Source organism: Sphaerisporangium siamense (assembly GCF_014205275.1).
Taxonomy (GTDB): Bacteria; Actinomycetota; Actinomycetes; order Streptosporangiales; family Streptosporangiaceae; genus Sphaerisporangium; species Sphaerisporangium siamense.
The window spans coordinates 328,698-352,105 of sequence record NZ_JACHND010000001.1; the positions used below are offsets into that span (position 1 = coordinate 328,698).

Annotated in this window: 18 protein-coding genes and 2 pseudogenes; 13 read left to right on the forward strand and 7 right to left on the reverse strand. The window is 64.4% G+C overall.

The window, feature by feature from the left end; genetic code table 11:
- Positions 1-310 precede the first annotated feature (310 nt).
- The 7 genes from BJ982_RS01480 to BJ982_RS01510 all read left to right on the forward strand — a co-directional run bounded on the left by BJ982_RS01480 (position 311) and on the right by BJ982_RS01510 (position 9,009).
- A complete protein-coding gene (locus tag BJ982_RS01480) occupies positions 311-1,324 on the forward strand; it encodes a helix-turn-helix domain-containing protein (protein ID WP_184875820.1) in 1,014 nt (337 codons plus the stop codon).
- A gap of 116 nt (positions 1,325-1,440) precedes the next feature.
- Positions 1,441-2,040 (forward strand): hypothetical protein, encoded by a 600-nt coding sequence (locus tag BJ982_RS01485; RefSeq protein WP_184875822.1) that lies wholly within the window; start codon positions 1,441-1,443, stop codon positions 2,038-2,040.
- Positions 2,041-2,049: 9 nt separating this feature from the next.
- The gene (locus tag BJ982_RS01490; RefSeq protein ID WP_184875824.1) at positions 2,050-2,766 is read left to right on the forward strand and encodes a hypothetical protein; all 717 of its coding nucleotides are present in this window, start codon (positions 2,050-2,052) and stop codon (positions 2,764-2,766) included.
- Positions 2,767-3,159: 393 nt separating this feature from the next.
- Positions 3,160-6,057: a M36 family metallopeptidase gene (locus BJ982_RS01495; RefSeq protein WP_239123013.1), complete on the forward strand. Its 2,898-nt coding sequence runs from the start codon at positions 3,160-3,162 to the stop codon at positions 6,055-6,057.
- Positions 6,058-6,264: 207 nt separating this feature from the next.
- Entirely contained in the window at positions 6,265-6,714 is a 450-nt protein-coding gene (locus tag BJ982_RS01500) for a protein-tyrosine phosphatase family protein (RefSeq protein ID WP_184875828.1), read from the forward strand.
- A gap of 272 nt (positions 6,715-6,986) precedes the next feature.
- A complete protein-coding gene (locus BJ982_RS01505; protein ID WP_184875830.1) occupies positions 6,987-8,306 on the forward strand; it encodes an MFS transporter in 1,320 nt (439 codons plus the stop codon).
- A gap of 70 nt (positions 8,307-8,376) precedes the next feature.
- Positions 8,377-9,009, forward strand: a complete 633-nt coding sequence (locus BJ982_RS01510; RefSeq protein WP_239123012.1) for a TetR/AcrR family transcriptional regulator — start codon at positions 8,377-8,379, stop codon at positions 9,007-9,009.
- Between the two features lie 1,362 nt (positions 9,010-10,371).
- On the opposite strand, the pseudogene BJ982_RS01515 reads toward BJ982_RS01510, so the two are convergent.
- From BJ982_RS01515 to BJ982_RS01525, 3 genes and pseudogenes are all read right to left on the reverse strand, one after another.
- Positions 10,372-10,620: pseudogene (locus tag BJ982_RS01515) on the reverse strand (transposase); the annotation flags it as partial.
- Positions 10,621-10,641: 21 nt separating this feature from the next.
- Positions 10,642-12,297 carry an IS1182 family transposase gene (locus tag BJ982_RS01520; RefSeq protein ID WP_184875834.1) on the reverse strand — a complete coding sequence of 552 codons (1,656 nt, stop codon included), beginning with the start codon at positions 12,295-12,297 and terminating at the stop codon, positions 10,642-10,644.
- Between the two features lie 102 nt (positions 12,298-12,399).
- Positions 12,400-13,398, reverse strand: a pseudogene (locus BJ982_RS01525) (IS256 family transposase); the annotation flags it as partial.
- Positions 13,399-13,619: 221 nt separating this feature from the next.
- Here BJ982_RS01525 and BJ982_RS01530 point away from each other — a divergent pair.
- Positions 13,620-14,387 carry an NgoMIV family type II restriction endonuclease gene (locus BJ982_RS01530; protein WP_184875838.1) on the forward strand — a complete coding sequence of 256 codons (768 nt, stop codon included), beginning with the start codon at positions 13,620-13,622 and terminating at the stop codon, positions 14,385-14,387.
- A gap of 1 nt (position 14,388) precedes the next feature.
- Here the strand turns inward: BJ982_RS01530 and BJ982_RS01535 are convergent, their stop codons facing one another.
- Complete coding sequence (locus BJ982_RS01535) at positions 14,389-15,075, reverse strand: KpnI family restriction enzyme N-terminal domain-containing protein (RefSeq protein WP_184875840.1); 687 nt, start codon at positions 15,073-15,075, stop codon at positions 14,389-14,391.
- Between the two features lie 109 nt (positions 15,076-15,184).
- On the opposite strand from BJ982_RS01535, the gene BJ982_RS01540 reads away from it, so the two are divergent.
- From BJ982_RS01540 to BJ982_RS40840, 3 genes are all read left to right on the forward strand, one after another.
- Positions 15,185-16,588 carry a ParB N-terminal domain-containing protein gene (locus BJ982_RS01540; RefSeq protein WP_184875842.1) on the forward strand — a complete coding sequence of 468 codons (1,404 nt, stop codon included), beginning with the start codon at positions 15,185-15,187 and terminating at the stop codon, positions 16,586-16,588.
- On the forward strand, positions 16,585-18,405 hold the full coding sequence (locus BJ982_RS01545) for a DEAD/DEAH box helicase (RefSeq protein WP_184875844.1): 1,821 nt from the start codon (positions 16,585-16,587) through the stop codon (positions 18,403-18,405). Before BJ982_RS01540 ends, BJ982_RS01545 begins: the two co-directional genes overlap by 4 nt.
- Before the next feature lie 412 nt (positions 18,406-18,817).
- Positions 18,818-19,249, forward strand: coding sequence for a protein NO VEIN domain-containing protein (locus BJ982_RS40840; protein WP_373869709.1), 432 nt, complete (start codon positions 18,818-18,820; stop codon positions 19,247-19,249).
- 239 nt (positions 19,250-19,488) lie between these two features.
- Here BJ982_RS40840 and BJ982_RS01555 read toward each other — a convergent pair whose 3' ends face one another.
- Positions 19,489-20,004, reverse strand: coding sequence for a very short patch repair endonuclease (locus tag BJ982_RS01555; RefSeq protein WP_373869707.1), 516 nt, complete (start codon positions 20,002-20,004; stop codon positions 19,489-19,491).
- A gap of 73 nt (positions 20,005-20,077) precedes the next feature.
- On the opposite strand from BJ982_RS01555, the gene BJ982_RS01560 reads away from it, so the two are divergent.
- Positions 20,078-21,349: a DNA cytosine methyltransferase gene (locus BJ982_RS01560; protein ID WP_239123722.1), complete on the forward strand. Its 1,272-nt coding sequence runs from the start codon at positions 20,078-20,080 to the stop codon at positions 21,347-21,349.
- Between the two features lie 220 nt (positions 21,350-21,569).
- On the opposite strand, the gene BJ982_RS01565 is transcribed toward BJ982_RS01560, so the two are convergent.
- Entirely contained in the window at positions 21,570-21,791 is a 222-nt protein-coding gene (locus tag BJ982_RS01565; RefSeq protein ID WP_307784666.1) for a DUF397 domain-containing protein, read from the reverse strand.
- Positions 21,788-22,657 (reverse strand): helix-turn-helix domain-containing protein, encoded by an 870-nt coding sequence (locus BJ982_RS01570; RefSeq protein WP_184875852.1) that lies wholly within the window; start codon positions 22,655-22,657, stop codon positions 21,788-21,790. Before BJ982_RS01570 ends, BJ982_RS01565 begins: the two co-directional genes overlap by 4 nt.
- A gap of 205 nt (positions 22,658-22,862) precedes the next feature.
- Here BJ982_RS01570 and BJ982_RS01575 point away from each other — a divergent pair, with 205 nt between their 5' ends.
- Entirely contained in the window at positions 22,863-23,330 is a 468-nt protein-coding gene (locus BJ982_RS01575) for an ATP-binding protein (protein WP_184875854.1), read from the forward strand.
- Positions 23,331-23,408 lie beyond the last annotated feature (78 nt).

Consider the following 23,408-nt stretch of genomic DNA (forward strand, 5'->3'; position numbering starts at 1 on the left):
AAACCACTGATTCGGGTCGCCCGCACAGAGACAATACCAGGTCACAGGCCACCAGCCCGGACAAATCCTCCTCGGCGCGGCACCTGAATCAGGTTGACATAATCCATCGCCCCCCGCGTATGGTTCACAATATGAGAATGATTTGTAACGCGATCAGAACAGGTTGTGACACGTCATTTCCTGCTACCTGGAAGGGGATCGGCCGAATCATCACTCATTGATTCTTCCCGGTCACTCGCCGGCACACCGACCGTCCGCTTCTGGGCGACCACTCGGCGAACGCACAGCCGGAGGTCAGAGAGAAGGTTCGTTGCTCGAAACGGTGATGTGTAGTGATGAATTGCCCGCCGCCGACCGGTTCGCCTGGTGGCACGAGCTATCTGCCAAGTCGGTGATGTCCGTTCAGATGCGCAGCGACTACGCAGCGGAGTTTCTCGGCTCCCTTCGTGTGATCAACCTCGGCGCGGTGCACCTGGTACGAATGTCTCACCATCCGGTACAAGCCGTACGCACCCCGCGGCTCATCCGCCGCTCCGACCCTGAGACGCTCGTTTTGATGCTCACCCAGCGCGGCACCACCGCGATGGAACAATACGGCCGTCAGGCCGTCGCCCCGGCGCCGAATCTGCTGATCTGCGATTCTTCCCAGCCTTTTCGATCCGTGAGCAATAACGCGCAGAGCGTGGAGGGAACGACCGTTCAGATCCCCAAGACGTTACTGCCGTTTCCGGAACGCGACCTCGCCCGACTCCTCGCCACCCGCCTGCCCGGTCACAACGGCATCGGCGCGCTGCTGAGGAGCCACCTCACCACACTGACCCGGCACACGGCCGACTACACCGCCGCCGACGTCTCCCGCCTGTCGGCCCTGACCGTGGACCTGGTGGCGGCCATGTGCGCCCACCACCTCGAAGCGAATGCCGCGTTGTCGCCGGAAACCCATCGTCAGGTACTGCTGACGCGTATCCGCGCTTTCATCCGGCAGCACCTGGGCGACCCGGACCTGTGTGCCGATACCGTGGCCGCCGCCCATCAGATCTCCGTGCGCCATTTGTACCGGCTGTTTCGGGACCAAGACCTGACCGTGGCCGCTTGGATCCGTCACCATCGACTGGAGCGTTGCCGCCGCGATCTCGCGGACCCGGCCTTACGAGGTCGGCCGATCCACGCGATCGCGGCTCGGTGGGGTTTCACCAGCCTCCCTCACTTCAGTCGCCTTTTCCGCGCCACCTACGGCACATCCCCGGCCGATTACCGGCATCATGCCTGCCGAGAGACGTGGCACAAGTCGTCAACGACTGGGCAGAGATCGTCAACGACCTGATGAACATGTTTCGCCATATTGATCAGCACGATTTCCAGTCGAGATCGACAGAAGGAGCAAGTGTGACAGTTAGATTCAGGCGAAGAGGGTTACACGCCGTTCGCGGGACACTCGCCGTGCTCGTCGCCCTCGCCGTGGGGCTGGTCCTGGCGCCGCCGTCCTCGGCAGGAATCACCCACTTCGACCAGTCAGCGCAGGACGGCGGCAATGTCTCCTACTGCTACACCAGCAGCGTGCCCGCATATCTGAAGGACAACATCAGCGGTGGGATGGACTACATGGACACCCGCCTGTCGGGCATTCCGGCGGTCACCTACCACTCCTCGTGCGACGTCGCCGTGAGCGACGGCACGCCCCGCACCGACATCGCCTGGTTCGAAGGCTGGCGCGACGGTGTGTACGGCGAGACGTTCTGCAAGTACGCCTGGCCGAACGACGGTTCCTCCAACGAGGGCGAATGCGACCAGGACCACATATGGCTCGTCGCCGAGGCCGTCCGCCGGGACGCCCCCAACGACGAACACGGCTACTCGTCGCTCGTCTGCCATGAGGGCGGACACGCATTGGGATTCATTGGCGACTATGACGCGGACCACCCGCCGGGCGGTATCGACCAGCAGGATTGCATGGGCGGTCGCAGCATGTTCGAACCGAGTCCTGCCGACACCGTCTATAGCAACCACCACGTCAGCGACTTCAACGCCTACTACAACTAGGAGAGCGACGTGCGAACACGACACCTGAGACGGGCCGGAGCGGGCCTGGCTGTCGCCGTTGCCCTCTTGGCGGCAGGAGCGTGCGGCAGCGGCAACGCCGACATGGCGGCGACATCCGACGCGACAAAGCAGGCGGCAATGCCCCTCGACCTGTCGCCGCTGCGCAGCCACAGCTACAACTTCGCCCCGAAGAGGACCCCTGAAGAGTTGGCTCGGCAGTCCTATGTCAAGGTCACCGCGGTAGGAACCGTCGAAGGCTGGCAGGAAGGCCCCACCTTCATCACCGAGCCGAGCAACACTCCCTACATGCGGGTCTATATGGTGGTCCGGCTTGACAAGACGTTCAAGAAGCTTGAGGCCGACCATGCCCTGCGAGGAGGGCGGGTGTACGTCGACCTCGATCGGGGGCCGATCAACACCCTCGACGGCAGAACCCCGCTGACATCAATGGCCGACTTCGAGCGGGCGGTGCCCAAGGGGACGAAGGTCGCGCTTTTCCTCACCAACACTCCGAAGATCTCCGACCGCGTCCAGGACGCGCAGCGGACCGCTCCTGTGCGGCCACTGGCTCCCCACCCACAAGGCATGATCATCGAAAAGCCCAGCGGCCTCAGCGGCGCGCCACTTCTCGGCGGCCTCGTCGACCTCGGCCGATACCCGCAACAGTGGAAGGACATCCGTAGTTTCGACGAGCTGGCCAACCGGATGGCGGCCATCACTCAGTAACGAAACGCGGCGGAAAGCGCAGGACCGCTCACCCGCCAGGATCGACAGGACCTGGCGCAGAACTGCTCTCCCGCCAGGATTCACACGATCTCCGGTGGGAGAGCAGTCACGTGGCCCGTCCCACCGCGCATCTCACCCCCGCCCGCCTCGCCCCGCCAAGCCGGCCGAGGCGGTGAGCGTCCACCTTCGCCGGGCGGGGTTCGCCGATCAGGTCGAGGTCACCAATGGTTTCTACGCGCCGCGGGGGCATCGAATAGCGATCCTCAACGGGTACGTATATGCCTGTTTTCGACACTTTGCAAGATCTTGTCAGCCTTTCTGTCTGGTGTTACCACTGTCGCATCAGATGGGACGCGGCCAATGGCAGCAACGTCCCCATTCCAGGAGGCAAGAGTGTCGTCGTCTCACCCCCCAATACGTACCGTCATCGTCACGATCGCCGCGGCCGCCCTCGCCCTTTCCTCAGCCGGGATCGCCCAAGGCGATCAGCACCACGAACCGCGGAAATCCGCGACCGTCCAGGGCGACGGGCACGGTAAACCGGATAAGGACAACAGGAAAGGCCGGGTCGCACCGCCGATTTCGGCCAGAAATTTCGCCGACGCGACCGTCCGATGGAACGACCTCGGCACTCCCGCCCTCGTCACCGCGGACAAGCCGCTCGCCGAAGGGCTCGCCGCCGACCCCGTCCAGGCGGCCCGCGCCTACCTGAAGGCCAACACCGGCCTGTTCGGTCTCGGAGCCGACGCCGTGGACGCGCTGGAGACGGTCGCGGCCAACCCGATCGGCGCGGGGTACGCGGTGCTGCTGCGGCAGAGGTTCGGCGGCCTGCCCGCCGGCCGCGACGGCCTGGTCTCGGTGGGCGTGCGCGAGGGCAAGGTGCTGTACGCCTCCTCGACGCTGTCCCGCGACACGGGCGCGGCGCCCGCCGCGGCCATCACGGCGCAGCGGGCCCTGGAGATCGCCGCCCGCGACGGCGAGATCGACCTCGCCACGGCCTCGGTCAAGCGGGCGGACGAGGTGGCGGTCCCCGCGCCCGACGGCGTGCACCGGGCCTTCCAGGTCACACTGATCGCCGCCGGCCAGGAGGCCGAGCCCTCCGCCTACACCACCTACGTGGACGCCGTCAGCGGCGAGGTCCTGGTCCGGGAGAACCTCGTCGACCAGTTCGACCCGGAGAACCCGTCGTGGTCGGTGTTCCCGGCCACTCCCCCCGCGGACTACTCCTCCGCCGACACGCGGCAGACCTGGTGCGCCGCCCCCGGGCCGGGGTGCGACCTCGTCGTCGGCGGTGACGCGGCCACCGGCACGGCGTGGGACGTCGACCACGCCACCGGCACGCCGACGAACACCAGCATCGGCAACGCGGCGCGCACCTACGAGAACCGCGCCAGCGGCGACGCCACGTCCGTCGGCACGCGCCCCAACGTGACCACCCCGAGCCGGAACTACCGCTTCCCCTGGCAGAACCAGTGGTTCACCGCCAAGTGCGACCCGGCCACGCTCGACCAGCGCGGCGAGGCCGACCTCGAAGCGGCGATCTCCAACCTGCACGTGATGCACAACCGCATGCACGACTGGGCGTACCGGCTCGGCTTCACCGAGACGGCCTGGAACATGCAGGCCGGCAACGGCGACCGCGGCGGCCTCGGCGGCGACCCCGAGCAGGGCAACGCGCAGGCGGGCGCCCGGGTCGCGTCGGTCCGCAACAACGCCAACCAGATCACGCCGGTGGACGGCGTCGCGCCGATCACCAACATGTACCTGTGGCAGCCGCAGGCCGGCGGTTTCTACGCGCCCTGCGTCGACGGCGACTTCGACATGTCGGTCATCGGGCACGAGTACACGCACGCCATCTCCAACCGCATGGTGGCCGGGCCGAACGCCGGGCTCAGCGGGGCGCAGGCCGGCGCCATGGGCGAGAGCATCTCCGACCTGTTCGCCATGGAATACCTCTTCGAGAACGGGTTCCGCCCGCGGGGCGACACACCGTACGTGACCGGCGGCTACGTCACCGGCGACGCGGAGCGGGGCATCCGCAACTACGACATGTCGAAGTCGCCGCTGAATTACAGCGACATCGCCTACGACCTGGTCGGCCAGCAGGTGCACGCCGACGGCGAGATCTGGTCGGCGACCCAGTTCCACGTCCGGGACGCCTTCATCGGCAGGTACGGCAAGGGCACCCGGGAGCTCCAGCGCGCCTGCGCCGCCGGACGCAAGCCGGTCGACAGGTGCCCGGGCAACCGCCGGTGGGTTCAGTTGCACTTCGACGCCTTCCTGCTCACGACGGCCGGCAACCTCAGCATGGTTGACATGCGCGACGCGATGCTCGCCGCGGACCGGATCCGGTTCGGCGGTGCGAACCAGGACATCCTGTGGCAGGAGTTCGCCGAGCACGGTCTTGGCGAGGGAGCGGCCAGCAACGGGCCCGCCGACCCCGACCCCAAGCCCGGCTTCGCCTCCCCGCAGGGCGGCAACGCCACGGTGACCCTGCGCCCCGCGGGCGAAGCCGCCGACGCGGGCGCGCCGATCCGCCTTTACGTGGGTGACTACGAGGCCCGCGCGGTCCCGGTCGCGGACACCGACCCCGCCACCGAACTCGGCGCGACCTTCAAGATCGTGCCCGGCACGTATTCCTTCATCGCGGTGGCCCCCGGGTTCGGGCACAAGCGGCTCACGTTCACGCTGAAGAAGAACCAGGTCAGGGACCTCCCCGTCCAGATGTTCCGCAACCACGCCTCGGGTGCGGCGGGCGCGGCGGCGACCGGCGACGGAGCCGACCAGGCCAAGCTGATCGACGAGACGGAGGCGACGAACTGGGGCGTGCGGGCTCCGGTCGCCGGCCGTTCCGTCATCGTGGACCTGGCGGGAGACAAGGCCGTCAAGATCCGCAGGGTTCAGGTCAGCGCCATGATCGGGCCCGGGGCCGTCGCGCAGAACCGGTTCACCGCACTACGCGCCTTCGAGGTCCTGGCGTGTGACGCGACCGCCGGCGCCGACTGCGCCGATCCGGCGAACTTCGCCAAGGTCTACACAAGCGCCGACAACGCCTTCGACGCCGACCTCCCGCGTCCGCGCGGCGCCGACCTGATCATCAAGTCCTTCGACATCCCGAAGACCACCGCCACCCACCTGATCCTGCGCACGGTGTCCAGCCAGTGCACCGGCAACCCGCTCTACGCCGGCGAACAGGACAACGACCCCAGGTCCAGGACCGACTGCGCCACCGCCAGCGCCGCCGGCTCCTACGAAGTCCGCACCGCCGAGTTCCAGGCCTTCTCCCACTGACCCACGCGACACCGCCGGGGCGGCCCGACCCACCGGGCCGCCCCGGCGACGTGCCTCGTCCCCTGACCGCCTGGGCCGGCGGGACCGTACGCCACAGGGATGCACTCACGACGGTCGCCCACACACCCATACCTGCTCGCCGTGACGCAGCCACAGTTCCATGAGTCCATCCGTCGGTAGGTCCCGTCCATAGGTGACAATCACCCCATGACCACCCCGCTGCCCGGCTCGATCCAACTCCCCGACGGCACCTGGATCCGTGGCCGCGGCCTCCGCAACCCCACTCCGCCGGGGCCGGTGCCCGACTTCGCGCTCTACCTCGGCACCTCCCGCCTCCGGCGCCGCCACTCCCACGCCCTCACCTGGCCGCACGAATGGGTGGACTGGCCCGACTTCCTCCTCCCCCGCGACGCGAAGTCCGCCGCCGAATCCCTGAAGGCCCTCCACGCCCGCGCCGAATCCGGCCGACGAGTCGAAGTGGCCTGCGGCGGCGGCGTGGGCAGAACCGGCACCGCCATCGCCTGCCTGACCACGCTGACGGGCCTGTCCCCCGCCGAAGCCGTCACCTGGACCCGCGCGCACTACAACCGCCGCGCCATCGAAACCCCCTGGCAACGCCGCTGGGTGACGTGGTTCGCGACGCACTCCGCATCGTGACCGGCGGGCCGGAAGCGCTCCCGCCGGCTCACCACCCCTTTTCGGGTGGCCGCTGACCACCGGTTTTCGGGTGGCCGCTGACCACCGGGACCGTCCGGCGCGCGGGAGCCCCGCCGCTCACCGCCCCCTTTCGAGTGGCCGCTGACCCCTATGTCGTACACGGCGACCACTATTGCCGGTTCATGGCCGTCGCCCCGATCGATCGATCGTTAGATTGACCTGACGATCGATCGATCGGGACGTTCACTCCGACTTTCCGATGGGGGAGGCCCATGTCCGTCACGTCAGCCGGCCCGTCCACCACCAGCCCGCCTCGCACGAGCCCGCCCAAGGCGTCGCTCGGACGCGTGACGGCCGCCGGGTTCGCCGGCACCGTCATCGAGCAGTACGACTTCCTGCTCTATGGCTTCATGTCCGCCCTCGTCTTCGGCGTGCTCTTCTTCCCGAGCGCCGACCCCACGGCCGGCACCCTGGTCTCCTTCGCCGCCTTCGCCATCGGCTTCGTGGCCCGGCCGATCGGCGCGATCGTCGCCGGCCACTACGGCGATCGGATCGGCCGCAAGAAGGTGCTGGTCACGACGCTGCTCGTGGCGGGAGTCGCCACCACCCTCATGGGGTTCCTGCCCGCGTACGCCGACATCGGGGTGTGGGCGCCGATCCTGCTGGTGGCGCTGCGCCTCGTCCAGGGCTTCTCGTACGGCGGCGAGATCACCGGCGCGGTGCTGATCACCACGGAGTCCGCGCCGCGGCACCGGCGCGGCTACTACGGGGGCTTCATCTCCGCCGCGGGGTTCGCGGGGCTGCTCCTCGCCACTGCGGCGATCCTCACCGTCAGCGGGATGGACCGGGCCGCGTTCCTGTCCTGGGGTTGGCGGATCCCGTTCCTGCTGTCGATCGTGCTCGTGGTGGTCGGGCTCGTCATCAGGGTGGGCGTTCCCGAGACGCCCGCCTTCGCCGCGGCCCACACGCGGCACAGGGCGCCGCTCCTGGAGGTCTTCCGCCGTCACACCCGGCAGGTGCTGCTCGGCGTCGGCACCGGGTTCGGCTTCTACGTCACCTTCTACGTGCTCCTGGTCTTCTCGGCGTCGTACCTCACCGTGCAGCTCAAGCTCCCGGCCCGGGTGCCGCTGGTGGCGGTGGCGATCGGCTCGGTGGTCGCGCTGGCCGTCAGCCCGCTCTGCGGCCGGCTCTGCGACCGTTTCGGCCGCCGGCCGATGCTCGTCACCGGGTCCGGCTTCATGGCGGCCTTCAGCTTCGGCTTCTTCCGCATGCTGGACAGCGGCGACGCCTCGCTGATCTACCTGGCGTACGCGCTGGCGTTCGGCGGCGTGATGATCATGTTCTCGCCCCTGCTGACCTTCATCGCCGAGCAGTTCCCGACCGGCGTGCGCTACAGCGGCTCGTCCATGGCGGGCCAGCTCGGCGCCGTCCTCGGCGGCGGCCTGGCCCCGCTGGTGGCGACCGCCCTGCTCACCGCCTCGGGCGGCAGGTCCGTCAGCGTGGCCGCGTACGTGTGCGTCGCGATGCTGGTCACGCTCGTGTCGGCGCTCGCGCTGCGGGAGACCAACCAGGCGGACATCACCGGAGACTAGGTTCCTAGGGGTGTTCGGGGCACCCCTAGGGCACAATAGGGGGAGGCTGGACGATCGATCGGCAGGAAACGTGGCCATACCCCTGGAACAGCGGCGGATCGCGGCCGACGAAGTACGGCTACCGGCCGGCGTCCCGCTGGAGGGCACCAAGGGCCGCATCTTGCAGGAGGCGCTGCGCCTGTTCGCCGAGCGCGGCTTCCACGGCACCTCGATCAGAGACCTGGCCGACGCGTGCGGCATCCGCTCGGCCACGCTGTACGCGCACTACCCGACCAAGGAACACGTCCTGGCGGAGCTGATCCGCATCGGCCACGAGGACCACCGCGACCGGCTGCTGCGGGCGGAGGGCGCCGACCCCGTCTCCCGGCTGCGCGCCGTGGTCCGGGCCCACGTCCTGGCACACGCCGAGCATCCCCTGCTCGCCGTGGTCGCCACCAACGAACTGCACGCCCTCTCCCCCGAGATGGCCGCCCCGGCCCTGCTCATCCGCGCCGACGCCCGCCAGCTGATGTACGACATCCTGGACGAGGGCCTCGCCCAAGGGCTCTTCGAGATGCCCGACACCTTCCTCGTCCTGAACGCCATCAGCGGCATGGGCATCCGCGTCGCCAACTGGTACGGCACAGGCGTCCCGTACACCCCGCAGGAGATCGCCGACGCCTACGCCGACCTGGCCCTCCGCGTCGTCGGCGCGGCACGCTGAGCCCTCCTGCGGACCCTGGCGCATGGGGCTTCGCCGCCGCATGCCCGCCGCCGTGGTCATCTGTCGGCCCGGTGGGGCACATATTACTATTTCCCTACATGTGATAGGGAAATAGGGAGGGCGCCAGGTGGCGGGGGGCATCCTGCAGATGTCCCAGCGGGTCGCGGCGGCGGTCTGCGTCTCGGCGGTGTCAGCGTGTACCAGTCCGGTTCCGCCGCGGGCGCGTCCGGATACCGCCCGGCCTACTGGCACGCGGCCCTCGCCTGCGCGGGCGTCGCCGCCTTGGCGCTGCTCACCTCGCTGCTCGGGACACACGGCCGCACATCCCGCCCGCCGGCCGTCACCCAAGCCGGGACGCCTGCGCCGGGAAGCCGACTGTCCCCGCTAGACGGGAATAGATAGAGATTTTCCATCCTTCCTACTAATAATGTCGCTAATACCCATGGCGGCAGGAGACAGGGAGAGCCGACTGATGAGCGACCGACGCAGCCTGCTGATCGCCGTCGACCTGGAGGGGGACGGCGCCCACCCGGCCGCAGGCGATCATCCGCGCCCGAGACGCCGACCTCGGCCGCTGAATCCCTGCGGGTGAGGGGCACGGACGCAGGAGGGCCGGAGGTGCTTGAGAGTGCCGGGGGCCGAGAGCCTCGCAGATGCCTGACCTGCGGCGGGGCGCATGCCCGCTGCCACCGGCCGGACCGGCTTTCAGGCTCGCGGCGCGCCATAAGCGGGCCAAGCGAGGCGGCTTCAGCCGTGGCTATGGCTCGATGAGGTGACGTCAGCCGACTGAGCAGTGCCGATCTTCGTCGGTGAGGTTCGATTCATCCTCTGCGGTAGCGTGCCATCGTGGAAAGCGTAATGAGGCTCACACCTTCATCATGGCCATGGCTGCTGCATGAAACAGACATTCGAGCAATCCGGCGGAGATAGCCCTGCGAGTACGCTCTTCGGCATCGTGCGCCAGGTTCCGTCGCCACCAACGAGCTGCACACGCTCTCCCCCGAGATAGGCCCCGCCCTGTTGATCCGCGCCAACGCCCGCCATCTGATGTACGACATCCTCGATGAGGGCCCCGCCCGGGGCCTCAGCGACCAGTTGGGCCAACTCGCCCCGAAGATAATCACACACCGCGATCAGAGACCACCGGAATGCGTCAGAGCTGAATGCTTACCAGAAGGGGTCAAACTTTCATCCGCCGCTACGAGGACAGGGATTCAGGCGTCGCCGAGAAGACGCCGCTGCCTCACCAGGCGTCTGGGGCTACAGGCCAAGTCATGCTGGGCTGGGGAGGTCGGGCATCAGGATGGTCACGTCCAGCGAAGTGGTGTATGAGTCAGCCTTCGCGTGATCCGTTTCTGCAGGTTAAGCGGTGAGTGTCTCGGGGAGCTGGTGCGGGGGCGGTGTGTCGCCGTGGATGAGGTGCAGGCGTGCTTTGGCCAGGACCTCCACGCCCATGTAGCGGCGGGCTTCGCTCCATTCGTCGGTCTGTTCCGACAGCACCGCGCCGATCAGGCGGATGATGGCGGGCCGGTCGGGGAAGATCCCGACGACATCGGTGCGGCGGCGGATCTCCTTGTTCAGCCGTTCTTGCGGGTTGTTGGACCAGATCTGACACCGTTGGCGAATCCGTGGTCACGCGCAGGCAACTGCCTGGAGTTGCTCAAGGTGATGGCTGCGGGTGGTGGCGAGTGGTGTGCCGGTAAGCCAGGCGTCGATGCGGACGAGGTTGATCGCAACTGCGGTCAGGACGTGCTGCAGGTGGGTCTTGGCCAGGCCGAGATAGCGGGATCGGCGCAGGTGAAAACCTCGAACGGCTTGAGATATCGTGCCTTCGATCCCCGAACGCAGCGCGTACTGCTTCTTCCAGGATTCGGTGCGTTGTGCGGCCCTTGCATGGTGCAGGGCTTGGTGGACGTCGCGGGCGTGAAGGGTGAGTTGACGGGGTTCGCGTTTAGCGCGGGTGCATTTTGAGCGGGCCGGGCAGGGTGTGCAGTCGGCTTTGGAGAAGTCGATGTGGATGGACTCCTCACCGGCTTTGGTCCGCCAGGGTGCCCAATTGATCGAGGACTTGCCCTGCGGGCAGGTGACCGTCTGGGTATCCCAGTCGATGGTGAACCCGGAGGTGTCGAAGCCCTCGCCCGCCTTGGCCTGCCAGCTGCAGTCCTGCCGGGCCGGGCCGAACAGGTCCACCCCGTAGAGGTTGCGGCTGATGACCAGCAACTCGCCGCCGGTATATCCCGAGTCGATCAGATGAACCTGCGGCAGCAGGTCGCGCCTGGCCAGGCCGGCATGGATGGCAGGAATCATGTCGTTGTCGGCGACCTGTCCAGCAGTCGTGGTGACGTTCACGATCACGTGCGGGGCGTCCGGTTCACAGGTCTCGGTCAGGTGGGTCTTGTAGCCGACCCAGCCACTACCACGTTTGACCGCGTAGCGAGCGTCTGGGTCATAAGGTGAGGCCAGGCGCTCCCCAGAAGGGAGCAGATCTTTGGAATCGCGCCAGCGTAGGTTCCCGTGCTCATCAGTTAGATACTGCTGGTCCCAGATCCGGACAAGTGTCGTGATCGCTGGAACCTCTTGCAGCCAAGACGGTGCGTCCTGAGAGGTGATATGCGCCAGCAGACCAGCGCCATCGGCACCGATGCTCTGTGCGTAGGCGAGCCTTTCGGTGTCGTCTTTGGGCAACTGGTACTCCTCCACCCGATGCCCGTATCGATCGGCCCAGTGCTGTTCGATAAGCGGGGCCAGCCAATCGGGAGCAGCCACGGCCAAGGCGCTCAGTGCCGCTCGCATCGTCTCGCCCACCAGTTCCAGCCGGTTGACCGTGCGGATCGCCGCAAGCACGTGCGTGGAGTCGGTCCGCTGGCGGCCACCTGCATTGATCAGGCCAGCCTTCCGCAGCCGCTGCAGCATCAGATCCAGTAGCCGGTCGGCGCCGGCCTCCACCAGCCGAGACCGAAACTCGCTCAATACCGAGAAGTCAAAGCCCGGGTCGGCCAGGTCCAGGCCCAGGGCGTATTTCCAGTCGATCCGGCCCCTCACCGCATCCGCAGCCTGCCGGTCCGACAGTCCTTCCGCGAACTGCAACACGCTGACCAGCGCTAACCGCCCTGGCGATAACCCGGGCCGGCCACGACGCGAGAACATACCAGTGAACTGGTCGTCCTCGAACAATGGCCCCAGCCCATCTCGCAACCGGACAGACAGACTGCCCTTGGGAAAGGCCGCCCTGCAGACTCGAACGGTCTCTTCAGGGATCTTGTGAACCTGAACCGGACGCAGGGACACTACCGACTCCCTCGACCACCTGTCCCCGACCGACAAGGCCACCATGATCTCAATGTGATCACCCTCCGCGCATGCGATCGCACGGATTCGCCAACGGTGTCAGATCTGCTTCCAGATGTCTTTGGGGAAGGCGGCGAAGGCCAGCAGGTCCTCGCGGGAGACCTCCAGATGGTCGGCGGCGGCCGGATACTTGGCGGCCAGGGCGTCGATGACCCACTGGTGCTGGGCGAGCACGGCCTGGGCGGTGTCCTGGTCGAAGATGGTGCGCACCAAGGTGGCGACCCAGGGCTGGGCGGATTTGGGGACACAGGTCAAAAGGTTGCGCAGGTAGTGGATGCGGCAACGCTGCCAGGACGCGCCTGGCAGGCAGGCGCCGATGGCGTCCACCAGCCCGGCGTGGGCGTCGGAGATGACCAGATGGACCCCCGACAGGCCGCGGGCGACCAGGCCGCGCAGGAAGGACAGCCACCCGGCGCCGTCCTCACGGCTGCTCACCTCCAGCCCCAGGATCTCCCGCTGGCCGCCTGCGTTCACCGCCGTGGCGACCAGAACATGAACGTTGATGATCCGCCCGCCCTCGCGGACCTTCTGGGTCAGGGCGTCCAGCCACACGAAGGTGTAAGGGCCGGCGTCCAGCGTGCGGGTACGAAACGCCTCGACCTGGGCATCCAGAGTCTTGGCCATCTGGCTGACCTGGCTTTTGGAGATACCCGCGATGCCCAGCTGCTCCACCAGCTCGTCCACCCGGCGGGTGGACACTCCCAGCAGGTAGGAGGTGGCCACGACACTGATCAGTGCCTGCTCGGCCCGGCGGCGGCGCTCCAGCAGCCAGTCGGGGAAGTAGGACCCTTGCCGCAGCTTCGGGATCGCCAGTGCCACGGTGCCTGCCCGAGTGTCCCAGTCACGGGTGCGATATCCGTTGCGGGAGTTGGTGCGCTCGCTGCTGCGCTCGCCGTAGCCGGCTCCGCACCGGCTGTCGGCCTCGGCCGACATCAACGCCTCGGCCATGGTCTTCACCATGGATCGCAACAGATCCGGATCCTGGGTCTCGATCTGCTTCGCCAGCCAGGTTGCGGGGTCCACACTGTCGTTCACGGCCATCGCTCGGTTCTCCTTCGATCTTGGAACATCGAAAGGATCACGCGATGGCCGTCCTCATTTCACGACGCCACGCCCACGACCAGCGGAAACTCGTGCACCACCTCCGTGGACGCAACCCATCAGGATAGAGTGCGACCGCGTCATGAGGAGTACAGGACGGCCCATAGTCCTGCGCTAGTGTGGCATCGTGATCAACGGCTCTCACCCTCGCGAGGCCCTGCATGAACGCCCCCTTCGCATCTGATCTGCTTGGCTGGAAAGCCACTAAGAACAACAGGCTGGTCCCTAACACCGCAGATACCGACAATCGCGCCTCGCTCGCTATTGCCGCGACAGCGCTCGACAACCTCGGTATCCCTAGAGATGCCGCCTCTGGAGTCGCTGACCCCGCAAGCGGGCGCCCATTGGAGCGAGCAGTAGCCGCAAGCTTACGCTGTGCAATGCCACTAATTGACAACGATCGAGAATGGCAAATCTACGATATCCCGGTCTCCATTAGTGACTTCATCCAGTACAGCCATCTCAAGAAGGTTGATGCCCTCGTCCGGACCAATACCGAATTACGGATCACGCTCGGCCGAGACTATCTGATCAAACCCGATGTCGCAGTAGGACTGCCGGGCCGTAACCTAAACGGCCTCCCTTTTCTCCATGCTGCAATCTCATGCAAGTGGACGATTAGGTCAGACCGGGTCCAGAACATCCGGCATGAGAATAACCAGATGATTAGGCATCGCAGAGAACGCCTCCCACATCTTGTGACGGTAACAGCGGAACCACTACCAAGTCGTCTAGCATCAATTGCTCGCGGGACCGGGGAGGTGGATGCGGTATATCACATCGCCTATGATGCACTGGACCAAGCGTTGCGCATTCTGGTCACAAGAGACGAGATCCAGACCAGTCAGCTTGATTACTGGGAGGAATGCATTGGGCAGGGGCGCGTGCGGCCGTTCAGCGACCTTGCCCCGACCCTCGCCCACTGGTAGATCAACCTAGTAGCCGCCTGCGGACATCACCTCGCATCTCGGCAGGCAGCCGCCGGTAGGCCGTCCAAGCCCGGTCGAGGGGGGTTGCCCCACGCCTCCCACGCTCCATCCAGCGGATGAGCCGAGCCCGTTCCGTGTCGTCGAGGTCACGAATGTCGGAGAGTAGACGCCCCACGTCGCTCGTCTCACCGTCCGTTCCAGCGCGACAACGCTTACACTCAGTGACCAATTGCACTTCCACACGTTCCCCTTGCAGGAGAACATCGCGGCGTGAGATGGAGAGAACCGCGCTGTCGTTGAGTGCGTCAGGGTAACTCTCGCCGCCGGCGATGCCACAAACGACGCACTGATAGTCATCTGCGGCGAAGACTGCCTGCCGTTGCTTGGCTGTGATCGTGGTAGCCGCTACACTCCGTCGGATGCCGGGTTGCCATACTGGCAGACCCGTTTTCACGAAGCGCTGCTCTTCGGGCTTGAGGGCCCCGTCGTCGCTGTTGGTGTGGATCACCCAACCGAAGTCGCGCAGATCGCGCAACCTGCGATCAGCCTGCGCGATGCCGGGAAACGCATCCCGATGCTGCTCCTTAGTGAAGATGTTACCTTCACCAACCTCGCTTACCAGCCACAGCGCGGTCTTGATCATCGTCCCAGCCTTCAGAGCAGGGTCGTTCCACTTCGGTACGGTCACTGTCGGCTCCCCAGTTGATCTATGGTGGCATGTCATTATGCGCCTGATTTGTCAGCGAGAGATGCCATGCTGCTTCTAGCGTGAGCACGGAGCGAGGGAGCATTCACACATGGTGACAAAGTATGACATTCCACCACAAGGTCACGAGATCCAGTCCATGGTGGAGGATCGTCTCGCTGAAGCCGTACAGACCAACGGCGAGAAGATCACCATCGAGTGGCGTGGCCAGCAGAAGCATCTCTACGTAATTTCGGTACCAGTCGACCTGCTGTACTACAACCCTGACACTCATCGCATCCGCGCGCAGCGGACTCTCGACCCGATCCGGGATCGCGCTCTGGACGACAACCCGTGGGGAAAGATCGGCCAGGACTACCTGGGTACCTTGCTTAAATGCCAGCCATCAGACCCGGACAAGGTCGATCCAGACTTCGAAACGCTCCGCGATGATCTCGAAAGCTTTGGCCAGAAGGATCCTGGCATCATCACCCAGTACGGGATCTTGGTCAATGGCAACACGCGTTGCGCCGCCCTACGCGAACTCGGCGAGAGGTACATTCGCGTAGGCGTTCTGCCTGAGTCCGCAACCTGGGATGACATCAATACTGTCGAGTTGTCTCTCCAGCTCCGTAAGGACGACTACTCATACATCAACCGGCTGATCGCGATCGATGAACAAACTAAGGCAGGTCGTCGTACGGACGACATTGCGAGGGAGTTCCGTATCAAAGCCTCAACACTCGAACGTGACCGGTGGGTATACAGCGTGATCCGGGAGGCCATCGAGCGCAGCCGCACCCCGGACGGCGCGGCACTACGACTCGTGGACTTCGAGAGGCATCAGGAGACGTTCCGGGAACTCCACCGCGTGTACGCGGAGAAGGCAGCCACTGACCGAGATGCCGCTGAGGCAATCAAGGAGTCGCGTCTCGCGATGATCCTTCTCGGTTATGCCAAGACTGACGTACGACTTGCCCAGGCTGACTTCCACGAGAAATATCTTGAACCGAAGCTTCCCTCCGCGATCAAACCTGCCCGACAAGCGTCTGCGCCGGTCGAAATCCCCGGCTTGGGCGGACTCTCCGTACCTGACGCCGCCCCGGCGGCAAAGGCAACGAGGGCCCTTACAGACAAGCTACTCCAGGCTAGAGCGACCGCCCAAGCTGGCACAAAGATTGATACCGCCCAGGTCGCTGCGGCAACGGACATCATGAAGGCGGCCAAGGATTCGTTTGACCGCGCCCTCGATCCCGCCGGCCGGGACTCTCGACTGCGGCAGCGTAAGCTAGCAGCTCCAGAACGGCTGTCGGATGCCTGTGATGACATCGAGTTGTGTGCCGGAGAGCTTGCCCAGGCGCGCGCCACCCGCGTGCTTGACGAAGAGGCCTTCGACGATGCAGTCATCCGACTGAAGCAGGCCCTGGACAAGCTCGCTAAGCAGGTAGCGCGCACCTTCACCGAACCGGGTGACGGAGTCGCGTGGCTTCTCGAAGCGGTGAAAGACCGCTCATGAGCGAGTCTGTACCGAGCCTAGAAATTGTCTTCGGGGACAACGCATCCATGGCGCTGCTCCGGGTGCCTGATGGTTACGACGATGAGCTGCGCCGCCTGGTGACTCGGTTCCGAAGCGGCCGTCAGCGCAATCGCAGCTCGGCAGATGTCGCCCTTGACGACCTCCTGGTAAATCTTGCGGAACTGGCGACCTGGCCTTACCCCGAATCAGTCACTTGGGAGCCGACACTAGCCGTCCTCGCGCGGGATACCACGATGGACGCCCGCACTGTGAGTGAACGACTCAGTGGCGGAGAGGAGAATCCGGTTACGCCCCATTCAGTTCCCGATCGCCTTGGGTCTGGATGGATTGGACCTCTAACTACCTTTCAAAAACGAGATATTGCCAAACTACTATCGCTGCGCCATGGCGCCAATTTTTCTGTGCCTGGAGCAGGAAAAACTCGAGTAGGTCTGGCTATCTTCCAAGCGCTACGACACGAGGGACACGTACAGCGCCTCCTAATCGTCGGGCCGAAATCCTGCTACGAGTCATGGCAGTCAGAAAATCCCGAGTGCCTGGCTGAGCCACTGCGCATGTCAATTCTCGACAAGATCATCGATCCCGCTGCCGATGCATTGATTATTAACTACGAGAGGCTACAGAACGCTCTCGCCCCACTAGTTCGCTGGCTAACTGCCCAGCCGTCACTTCTCATCCTCGATGAGGCACACCGTATGAAACTGGGCGCCGAAGGCACGTACGGCGCGGCCTGCCTCGCACTTGGCCCGCGCGCCCATCGACGCCTCATCCTGACTGGGACACCTGCCCCCAACGGAGCAAAGGACCTGGAGAATCTGCTCGGCTTCGTATGGCCGGGGCATGGTCGACGGACCGTCGTGCAGGCGGTCGCGGGCGGCGATCTGAGCAAGGCGAGCAGGGTCCTCCGTCCCCTGTTCGCCCGCACCACAAAGGACGAGCTTGGCCTGCCCGCGGTCACTATCACTAGACGAGATATCCCTCTACCACCCCTCCATCGCGAGATCTACGACGCATTGATCGGTCTGTACTCCGCCCGTGCCGCTACCTCACAGAACGATTTCCACGCTCTAGGCAAGGTTCTCGTATACCTGCTGATGGCCGCGATCAGCCCCGCATTGCTGTCGGTCGGGACTACGCGATATGAACCACTCGCCTATCAGGTCTCGCCCCTGGTGGTGCCTGAAGGCTCGCCACTGCTGGATCTCATGCGGGACCTGCCCAGCTATGAATTATCTCCAAAGTATCGAGAGACACTCGCCATCGTCGCGGACAATGCCGCAGTCGGCCGAAAGACCCTAGTATGGTCAACCTTCATCCGCAGCATCACCACATTGGGGCAGATCCTCAAGGACTTCTCTCCAGCGATTGTTCACGGCGGAACTGAGGACCGCGAGGCACAGATCGATCGATTTCGACACGATCCGGACTGCATGGTCCTATTGTCTAATCCAGCGACTCTCGGCGAAGGTATCAATCTGCATCACGACTCCCATGATGCAGTGTACGTCGACCGGGACTTTGCGGCCGGCCGCTTCCTGCAGAGTCTCGACCGCATTCATCGACTCGGTCTGCCTTCTGGCACCGTGACAAGAATCACTGTCCTGACCTCTCAAAACACGATCGATGACGTTGTCGCTCAGCGACTGGAGGACAAACTCCACTTCATGGGCCAAATCCTCGATGACCCGGCTATCCAACAACTTGCCGACCTTGACGAAGAACCAGAGATCGGAGGCGGACTGGATCCGCGCGATCTCCAAGCCTTACTAGGGCATCTGCGTGCCGGTTCCCCCTGACCCAGTACTGAAAGCTGCCGTCCGCTGGCTGGAACACCTACCCACCTCGGAGGTTACCCGCACCCGTGCCCTCTTTATCTCATACAACGCATTCGGCGATCTCACCCCAACGCAGTACTCAGCCGCATACGATTGGCTGCAGAAAGTCGGGATAATCGACACCTCTGGGCGAGTTATCTCACCCTCGCCGCAGCGGTCGGAGTTGTTCGAGGCAGCCATAAGTGGCACTCTTTGGCTGGCCGACGCTGACGTGCTCGTATCCTCAACGACAGAGTTGCCTGAAGATGCGATGCGCGCTGCAAATACTCTCGGGCTAAGTCCCCGCCAGGCCTTGGCCTTGGTCCGTCACAGCTGGGGAAAGGTGGACACTGCCGAGCGTCACCGCATCGGCAGTGCAGGGGAACATGCGCTGATGAAGCTTCTCTCTGATGCTACCAGCGCCACCGTCCGACATATGGCTGCCGAGTCGGACGGATATGGGTATGACATATCCGTAGAAACACCTTCCCGATCCATTCACCTCGAAGTAAAGACGACCATTCGTCGCGGACGACTAAGGATCTATCTATCACGCAACGAGTTCGAAACCTCGACCCAGGATCCCACATGGGTCCTCACGGTTCTCCGGCTTAGCCACGATCTGCAACCTCTAGCTGTAGCAACCGTTGATCGCGACTGGCTTCTCGCAGCTGTCCCTGCGGATCAGACGCTAGGCGGGCGTTGGGAGTCAGCACGACTGGATGTGCCACCGGAGGCAACCAGCTCCGGCATGCATCCGATGGTCACATCACTACTGACTTCCCCCGTCCCTATTCTAGTCGGAGAACCCCCATGGCCAGGATAATCATCACAAATCCCTATGAAAGGAAGAACCACCATTTCCCGCCCGGGCGGGACGCGGCCCCCCAATCCACCTCCACGCAGCCCCGCGCCGGATAATCGGCACTCGAGAAAACGCGGGCGCTCGGAGCAGTACGCCATACGGAGCGTCTCTGCCATATCGTCTCATTAGAGGTGGGCTTGGCTGGCCGACCCCAGGAGACTCACTAGTTGCTGCGGCCTTCGAAGGTCACAGTGAAAGCGTCAGCCACTTGCGCTAATATCGCTCACATGTTCGGACTGGGAGGTCAACACTGCGACCACCGCCTCGACGGCGGAGGTCAGGGGTTCGTGCTCCCAGAGACGAACTATCCGCCACCCCGCACCTTCCAGAGCAGCGTTAACGGTCCTGTCCCGTTCCACGTTCCGGCGCAGCTTCGGCGCCCAGTACCACTCGTTGGTCGTCGGCTGCCGCCCATGAAGTGGACAGACGTGCCAGAAGCAGCCATCGACGAACACCGCAACCTTGCGTGCCGTGAAGACGATGTCTGGCCGGACCTTCACTCCCTGAAGATCAAGCCGGAAGTCCTTCCGATAGCGGTAGCCCAATCGATGCAACGCACTGCGCAGCACAACCTCCGGCTTGGTGTCCGCCCGGCGGTTGGCCTGCATGTTCCGCGATCTACCCTCGTTGAGCGGTGCAGGGTAGAGCCCTCGCTCGTGGGCCTGTTCTCTGGCTTGCACTCTCTTACCGTTAGACACATTCTTTCCAGTGGGCACGGGCTCCCGATCTCGTCCGCGACGATACAGCTCCGATCGCCCGCATTGCACCCAGACTATGAAGAAGGCCCTCGTGACTGAGCAACCACTCCGTGTCATCGAGATCTGTGCCGGCGCCGGCGGCCAGGCTCTAGGCCTGGAGCAGGCCGGCTTTGAGCACGAGCTCGCCGTCGAACTAGATCAGAATGCCGTGAACACCCTGCGACACAATCGCCCTCAGTGGAAGGTCGTTCAGGGTGATGTTGCGGACCTCTCGGTATGGGATCCTGCAGACTACGCACCTGGGCCCGGCCGCTTCCCGATCGATCTCCTGGCAGGTGGTGTGCCTTGCCCGCCGTTCACCATCGCCGGGAAGCAACTAGGTGCCACCGACGAGCGTGACCTCTTCGCCTGGGCTGTAGAGCAGGCCAGGACCATGAAGCCCCGTGCGCTCTTGCTGGAGAACGTCCGCGGTCTGAGCATGCCCCGCTTTGCCGGTTACCGACAGCACGTACTTGATCGACTGCAGGAGCTTGGCTACGCCGCCGAGTGGCGACTGCTGCAAGCGTCGCACTTCGGCGTTGCCCAACTCAGACCGCGGTTCGTTCTCGTAGCGATGGAGCCAGCGGATTTCGCCTACTTTCACTGGCCAGAGCCCGCTGGTGAGGCGCCCACGGTCGGCGAGACCTTGCTCCCTCTCATGTCAATCAATGGCTGGAGAGGTGCCGAGGAATGGGCAGAGAAGGCTAACGATATTGCACCTACAATTGTAGGCGGATCGAAGAAGCATGGCGGTGCGGACCTAGGCCCTACAAGGGCCAAGCGTGCCTGGGCCGACCTGGGGGTGGATGCCCTAGGCATTGCCAATCATGCCCCGAATCCTGACGACGAGTTCCTAGTCGGACCTAAACTGACCTGTGAGATGGTCGCCCGCCTCCAAGGTTGGGATGACAATGAATTCAAGTGGATCTTTACCGGCAAAAAGACCTCAAATTACCGACAGATCGGTAATGCTTTTCCACCCCCAGTAGCCAAGGCGATTGGTATCGCAATCAGAGCTGCTCTCAACCGGACGACTGATCGCCGGGAGCACGATCTCGATACAGCACACGATCCGATTTATCGAGCTCTGCGCGACAACGGTGACTTCATGACTGCCGCCCAGATCATCCGTGCTACCAAACTGGCATTGGAGCCCCACGAACTAGAGCGCCGCATCGCCCTTCTCAGCCGCGACTTTTACATCAACATATGTAACGGAAAGGCAGCGACTGCCTACAAGCTCGGTCAGTTCAAGGCCTTCCTCGGCCAGGAGGACCATGTGCGTCATGAGCAATTTAATCAGCACCGCACCAAGATCAGCTAGGCCCGTTGAGATTTCGGCGCAACAAGTAAGGGTAAGCGTTCAGGTACCAGCGGCTTCGATTTCCTGGCGCCTCGCAGAGACCGTCTGGAGATAAATTTACGACGTACATGCCCCAGACCGAGCATCGCCGATTTCGCTTTGTTCATCCAGTCTGTCGTTTCCGGTCGCGATGCCGTCCGACCAGTGACCACCTGGTGCACGACCGCAGTAATACAGGCTGTCATAACTGCCCAAGCAGTATGCCTTGATGGAAAACGTCCCACTCGGAGGCTGTGAAGCACAGGACACCGCCGTCCGGGTTCTTGGAGTCGCGTACCGCCTTGGCGCCCCCAGATAGATTGGCCACCTCGACGCAGTCGTTCTCTGCGGCACTGGCCGCAGGCTTGCGCCAGCCGAGACTTGCGAGGTCACAGGTGTAGTGATCCATCTCGCGGTCGTTCACCGCATGTTGCCTTCCTCTAAGCATGCGATCAGTGCTGTGGAGTCATCCACCGGCAATGCGGCGGCGACAATCCGGTCGAAAGCGTCAGCAAAGGTATTTACCTCAACGACGCCTTCAACATACGTGGCGCCGATGAGGTTTTCCAGGAGGACCACCTCGGGCATGGCGTTCGGGAAGCCGACGAGGCTGAAGCCGCCTGCGCAGCCTGGGTGTGGGGTGGCATGCAGGGGCATGATCTGGATCGTCACATTGGGGAGTTCGGCGTACTCGCGGAGTCGGCGGAGCTGGTCTCGCATGGTGTCGGGTCTGACGGCGAAGCGTTGGTGGAGGACGGCTTCGGGGATGATCGCCCAGACCTTCAAGGCGCCGGTGGGGCGGGTAAGGACAGCCTGGCGTGCCAGGCGTATTTCTGCGAGGGCTGCGATCTCTTCAGGAGTGCGGGTCATTGTGATGCCGGCGATGGTCTCGCGGGCGTAGGCAGCCGTCTGGAGCAGGCCCGGGACGAGTAGCGGGGCGAAAACTCGGATGCTGTCGGCGTCGGACTCCAGGGAGATGTAGTCCGCGTAGGCGGGAGCGACCAAGCCGCTGTAGGTCTGCCACCAGCCCTTTTTGCTCGCGTCCCTGGCGAGGTTCTCCAGCGCCTCGAAGATCTCACGATCGCGCACGCCATACGTCTTGAGTAGCGCGGCGACCTCGGCCGGGCGGATGTGGGCGTTCGCGTTCTCTATGCGGGACAGCTTGGGGGCCTTCCACCCCACCGCATCCGCCGCGGCGTCCAGGCTGAGCCCGGCGGCGTTGCGGAAGCTGCGCAGAGACTCACCCAGCCGCCGTCGGCGGACGGTCGGAACAGGACGCGCGTTCGGCATAGGCGCAGTGTTCCATCACGGTCGGCGAGGGATCAGTAGATCACCAAAGTCGCTGTTCGAATTTCGGTGACAAGGTTGCAGGCAACGGTCACAAGGTCCATGCTTCCAGCACGGCATTCGTCACCGTCCGTGTCGCTCTCGGTGCGTACTGCGACATTTCGACTGCTGCATAGATACAACAACCGTCAGCGGAAGGAGGGGCACCATGGGCAAGGATCGAGTGGAGGCCGGGCTGGGGTTCTACCTGGCGGTCCGGGAGGACGGGTTTGTTGTGCACATGAATGTGTGTGAGGAGAACCTTCGGGCGGTTCGGGAGGTTACGCAGGTGGTGTTGGGGGCCGCCGGCGTCGAGATGGAGGTGGTTGAGTCGGCGCGGTTGGTGGCGTCTGAGCTAGTTGGGAATGCGGTGCGGGCGTGTGGGCACTGGGCGCCGGTTGTGGTGGAGGTTGAGGCGGACAGCCGCGGGGTGTGGGTGAGGGTTCATGACCCGTGTCCCGATCGGCTGCCGGTACGGACGGGTGTCGCGCCCGGTGACGCTCAGGCCGAGTCGGGGCGAGGGCTGTGGCTGCTAGATGCGCTGGCGCCGGGGTGGGACGTCGCGTTGACGCCCATCGGGAAACAGGTTCGGTGCCTGCTGCCGAATCCGACGAGTGCGGCAGTTCGTATTGCTTAGCGTAGGGATTGATCGAACCTGTGCACGCTCGCTCACATCTGCCCGTACATCGGAAATGACCGCGTGGCCGGCCACCCA

What these genes read in the sequence shown, in the direction of transcription:
- BJ982_RS01500 (WP_184875828.1), top strand. Translation starts at nt 6,265, where the DNA reads ATGACCACCCCGCTGCCCGGCTCGATCCAACTCCCCGACGGCACCTGG.
- BJ982_RS01505 (WP_184875830.1), top strand. Translation starts at nt 6,987, where the DNA reads ATGTCCGTCACGTCAGCCGGCCCGTCCACCACCAGCCCGCCTCGCACG.
- BJ982_RS01530 (WP_184875838.1), top strand. Translation starts at nt 13,620, where the DNA reads ATGAACGCCCCCTTCGCATCTGATCTGCTTGGCTGGAAAGCCACTAAG.
- BJ982_RS01540 (WP_184875842.1), top strand. Translation starts at nt 15,185, where the DNA reads ATGGTGACAAAGTATGACATTCCACCACAAGGTCACGAGATCCAGTCC.
- BJ982_RS01545 (WP_184875844.1), top strand. Translation starts at nt 16,585, where the DNA reads ATGAGCGAGTCTGTACCGAGCCTAGAAATTGTCTTCGGGGACAACGCA.
- BJ982_RS40840 (WP_373869709.1), top strand. Translation starts at nt 18,818, where the DNA reads ATGAAGCTTCTCTCTGATGCTACCAGCGCCACCGTCCGACATATGGCT.
- BJ982_RS01570 (WP_184875852.1), bottom strand. Translation starts at nt 22,657, where the DNA reads ATGCCGAACGCGCGTCCTGTTCCGACCGTCCGCCGACGGCGGCTGGGT.
- BJ982_RS01575 (WP_184875854.1), top strand. Translation starts at nt 22,863, where the DNA reads ATGGGCAAGGATCGAGTGGAGGCCGGGCTGGGGTTCTACCTGGCGGTC.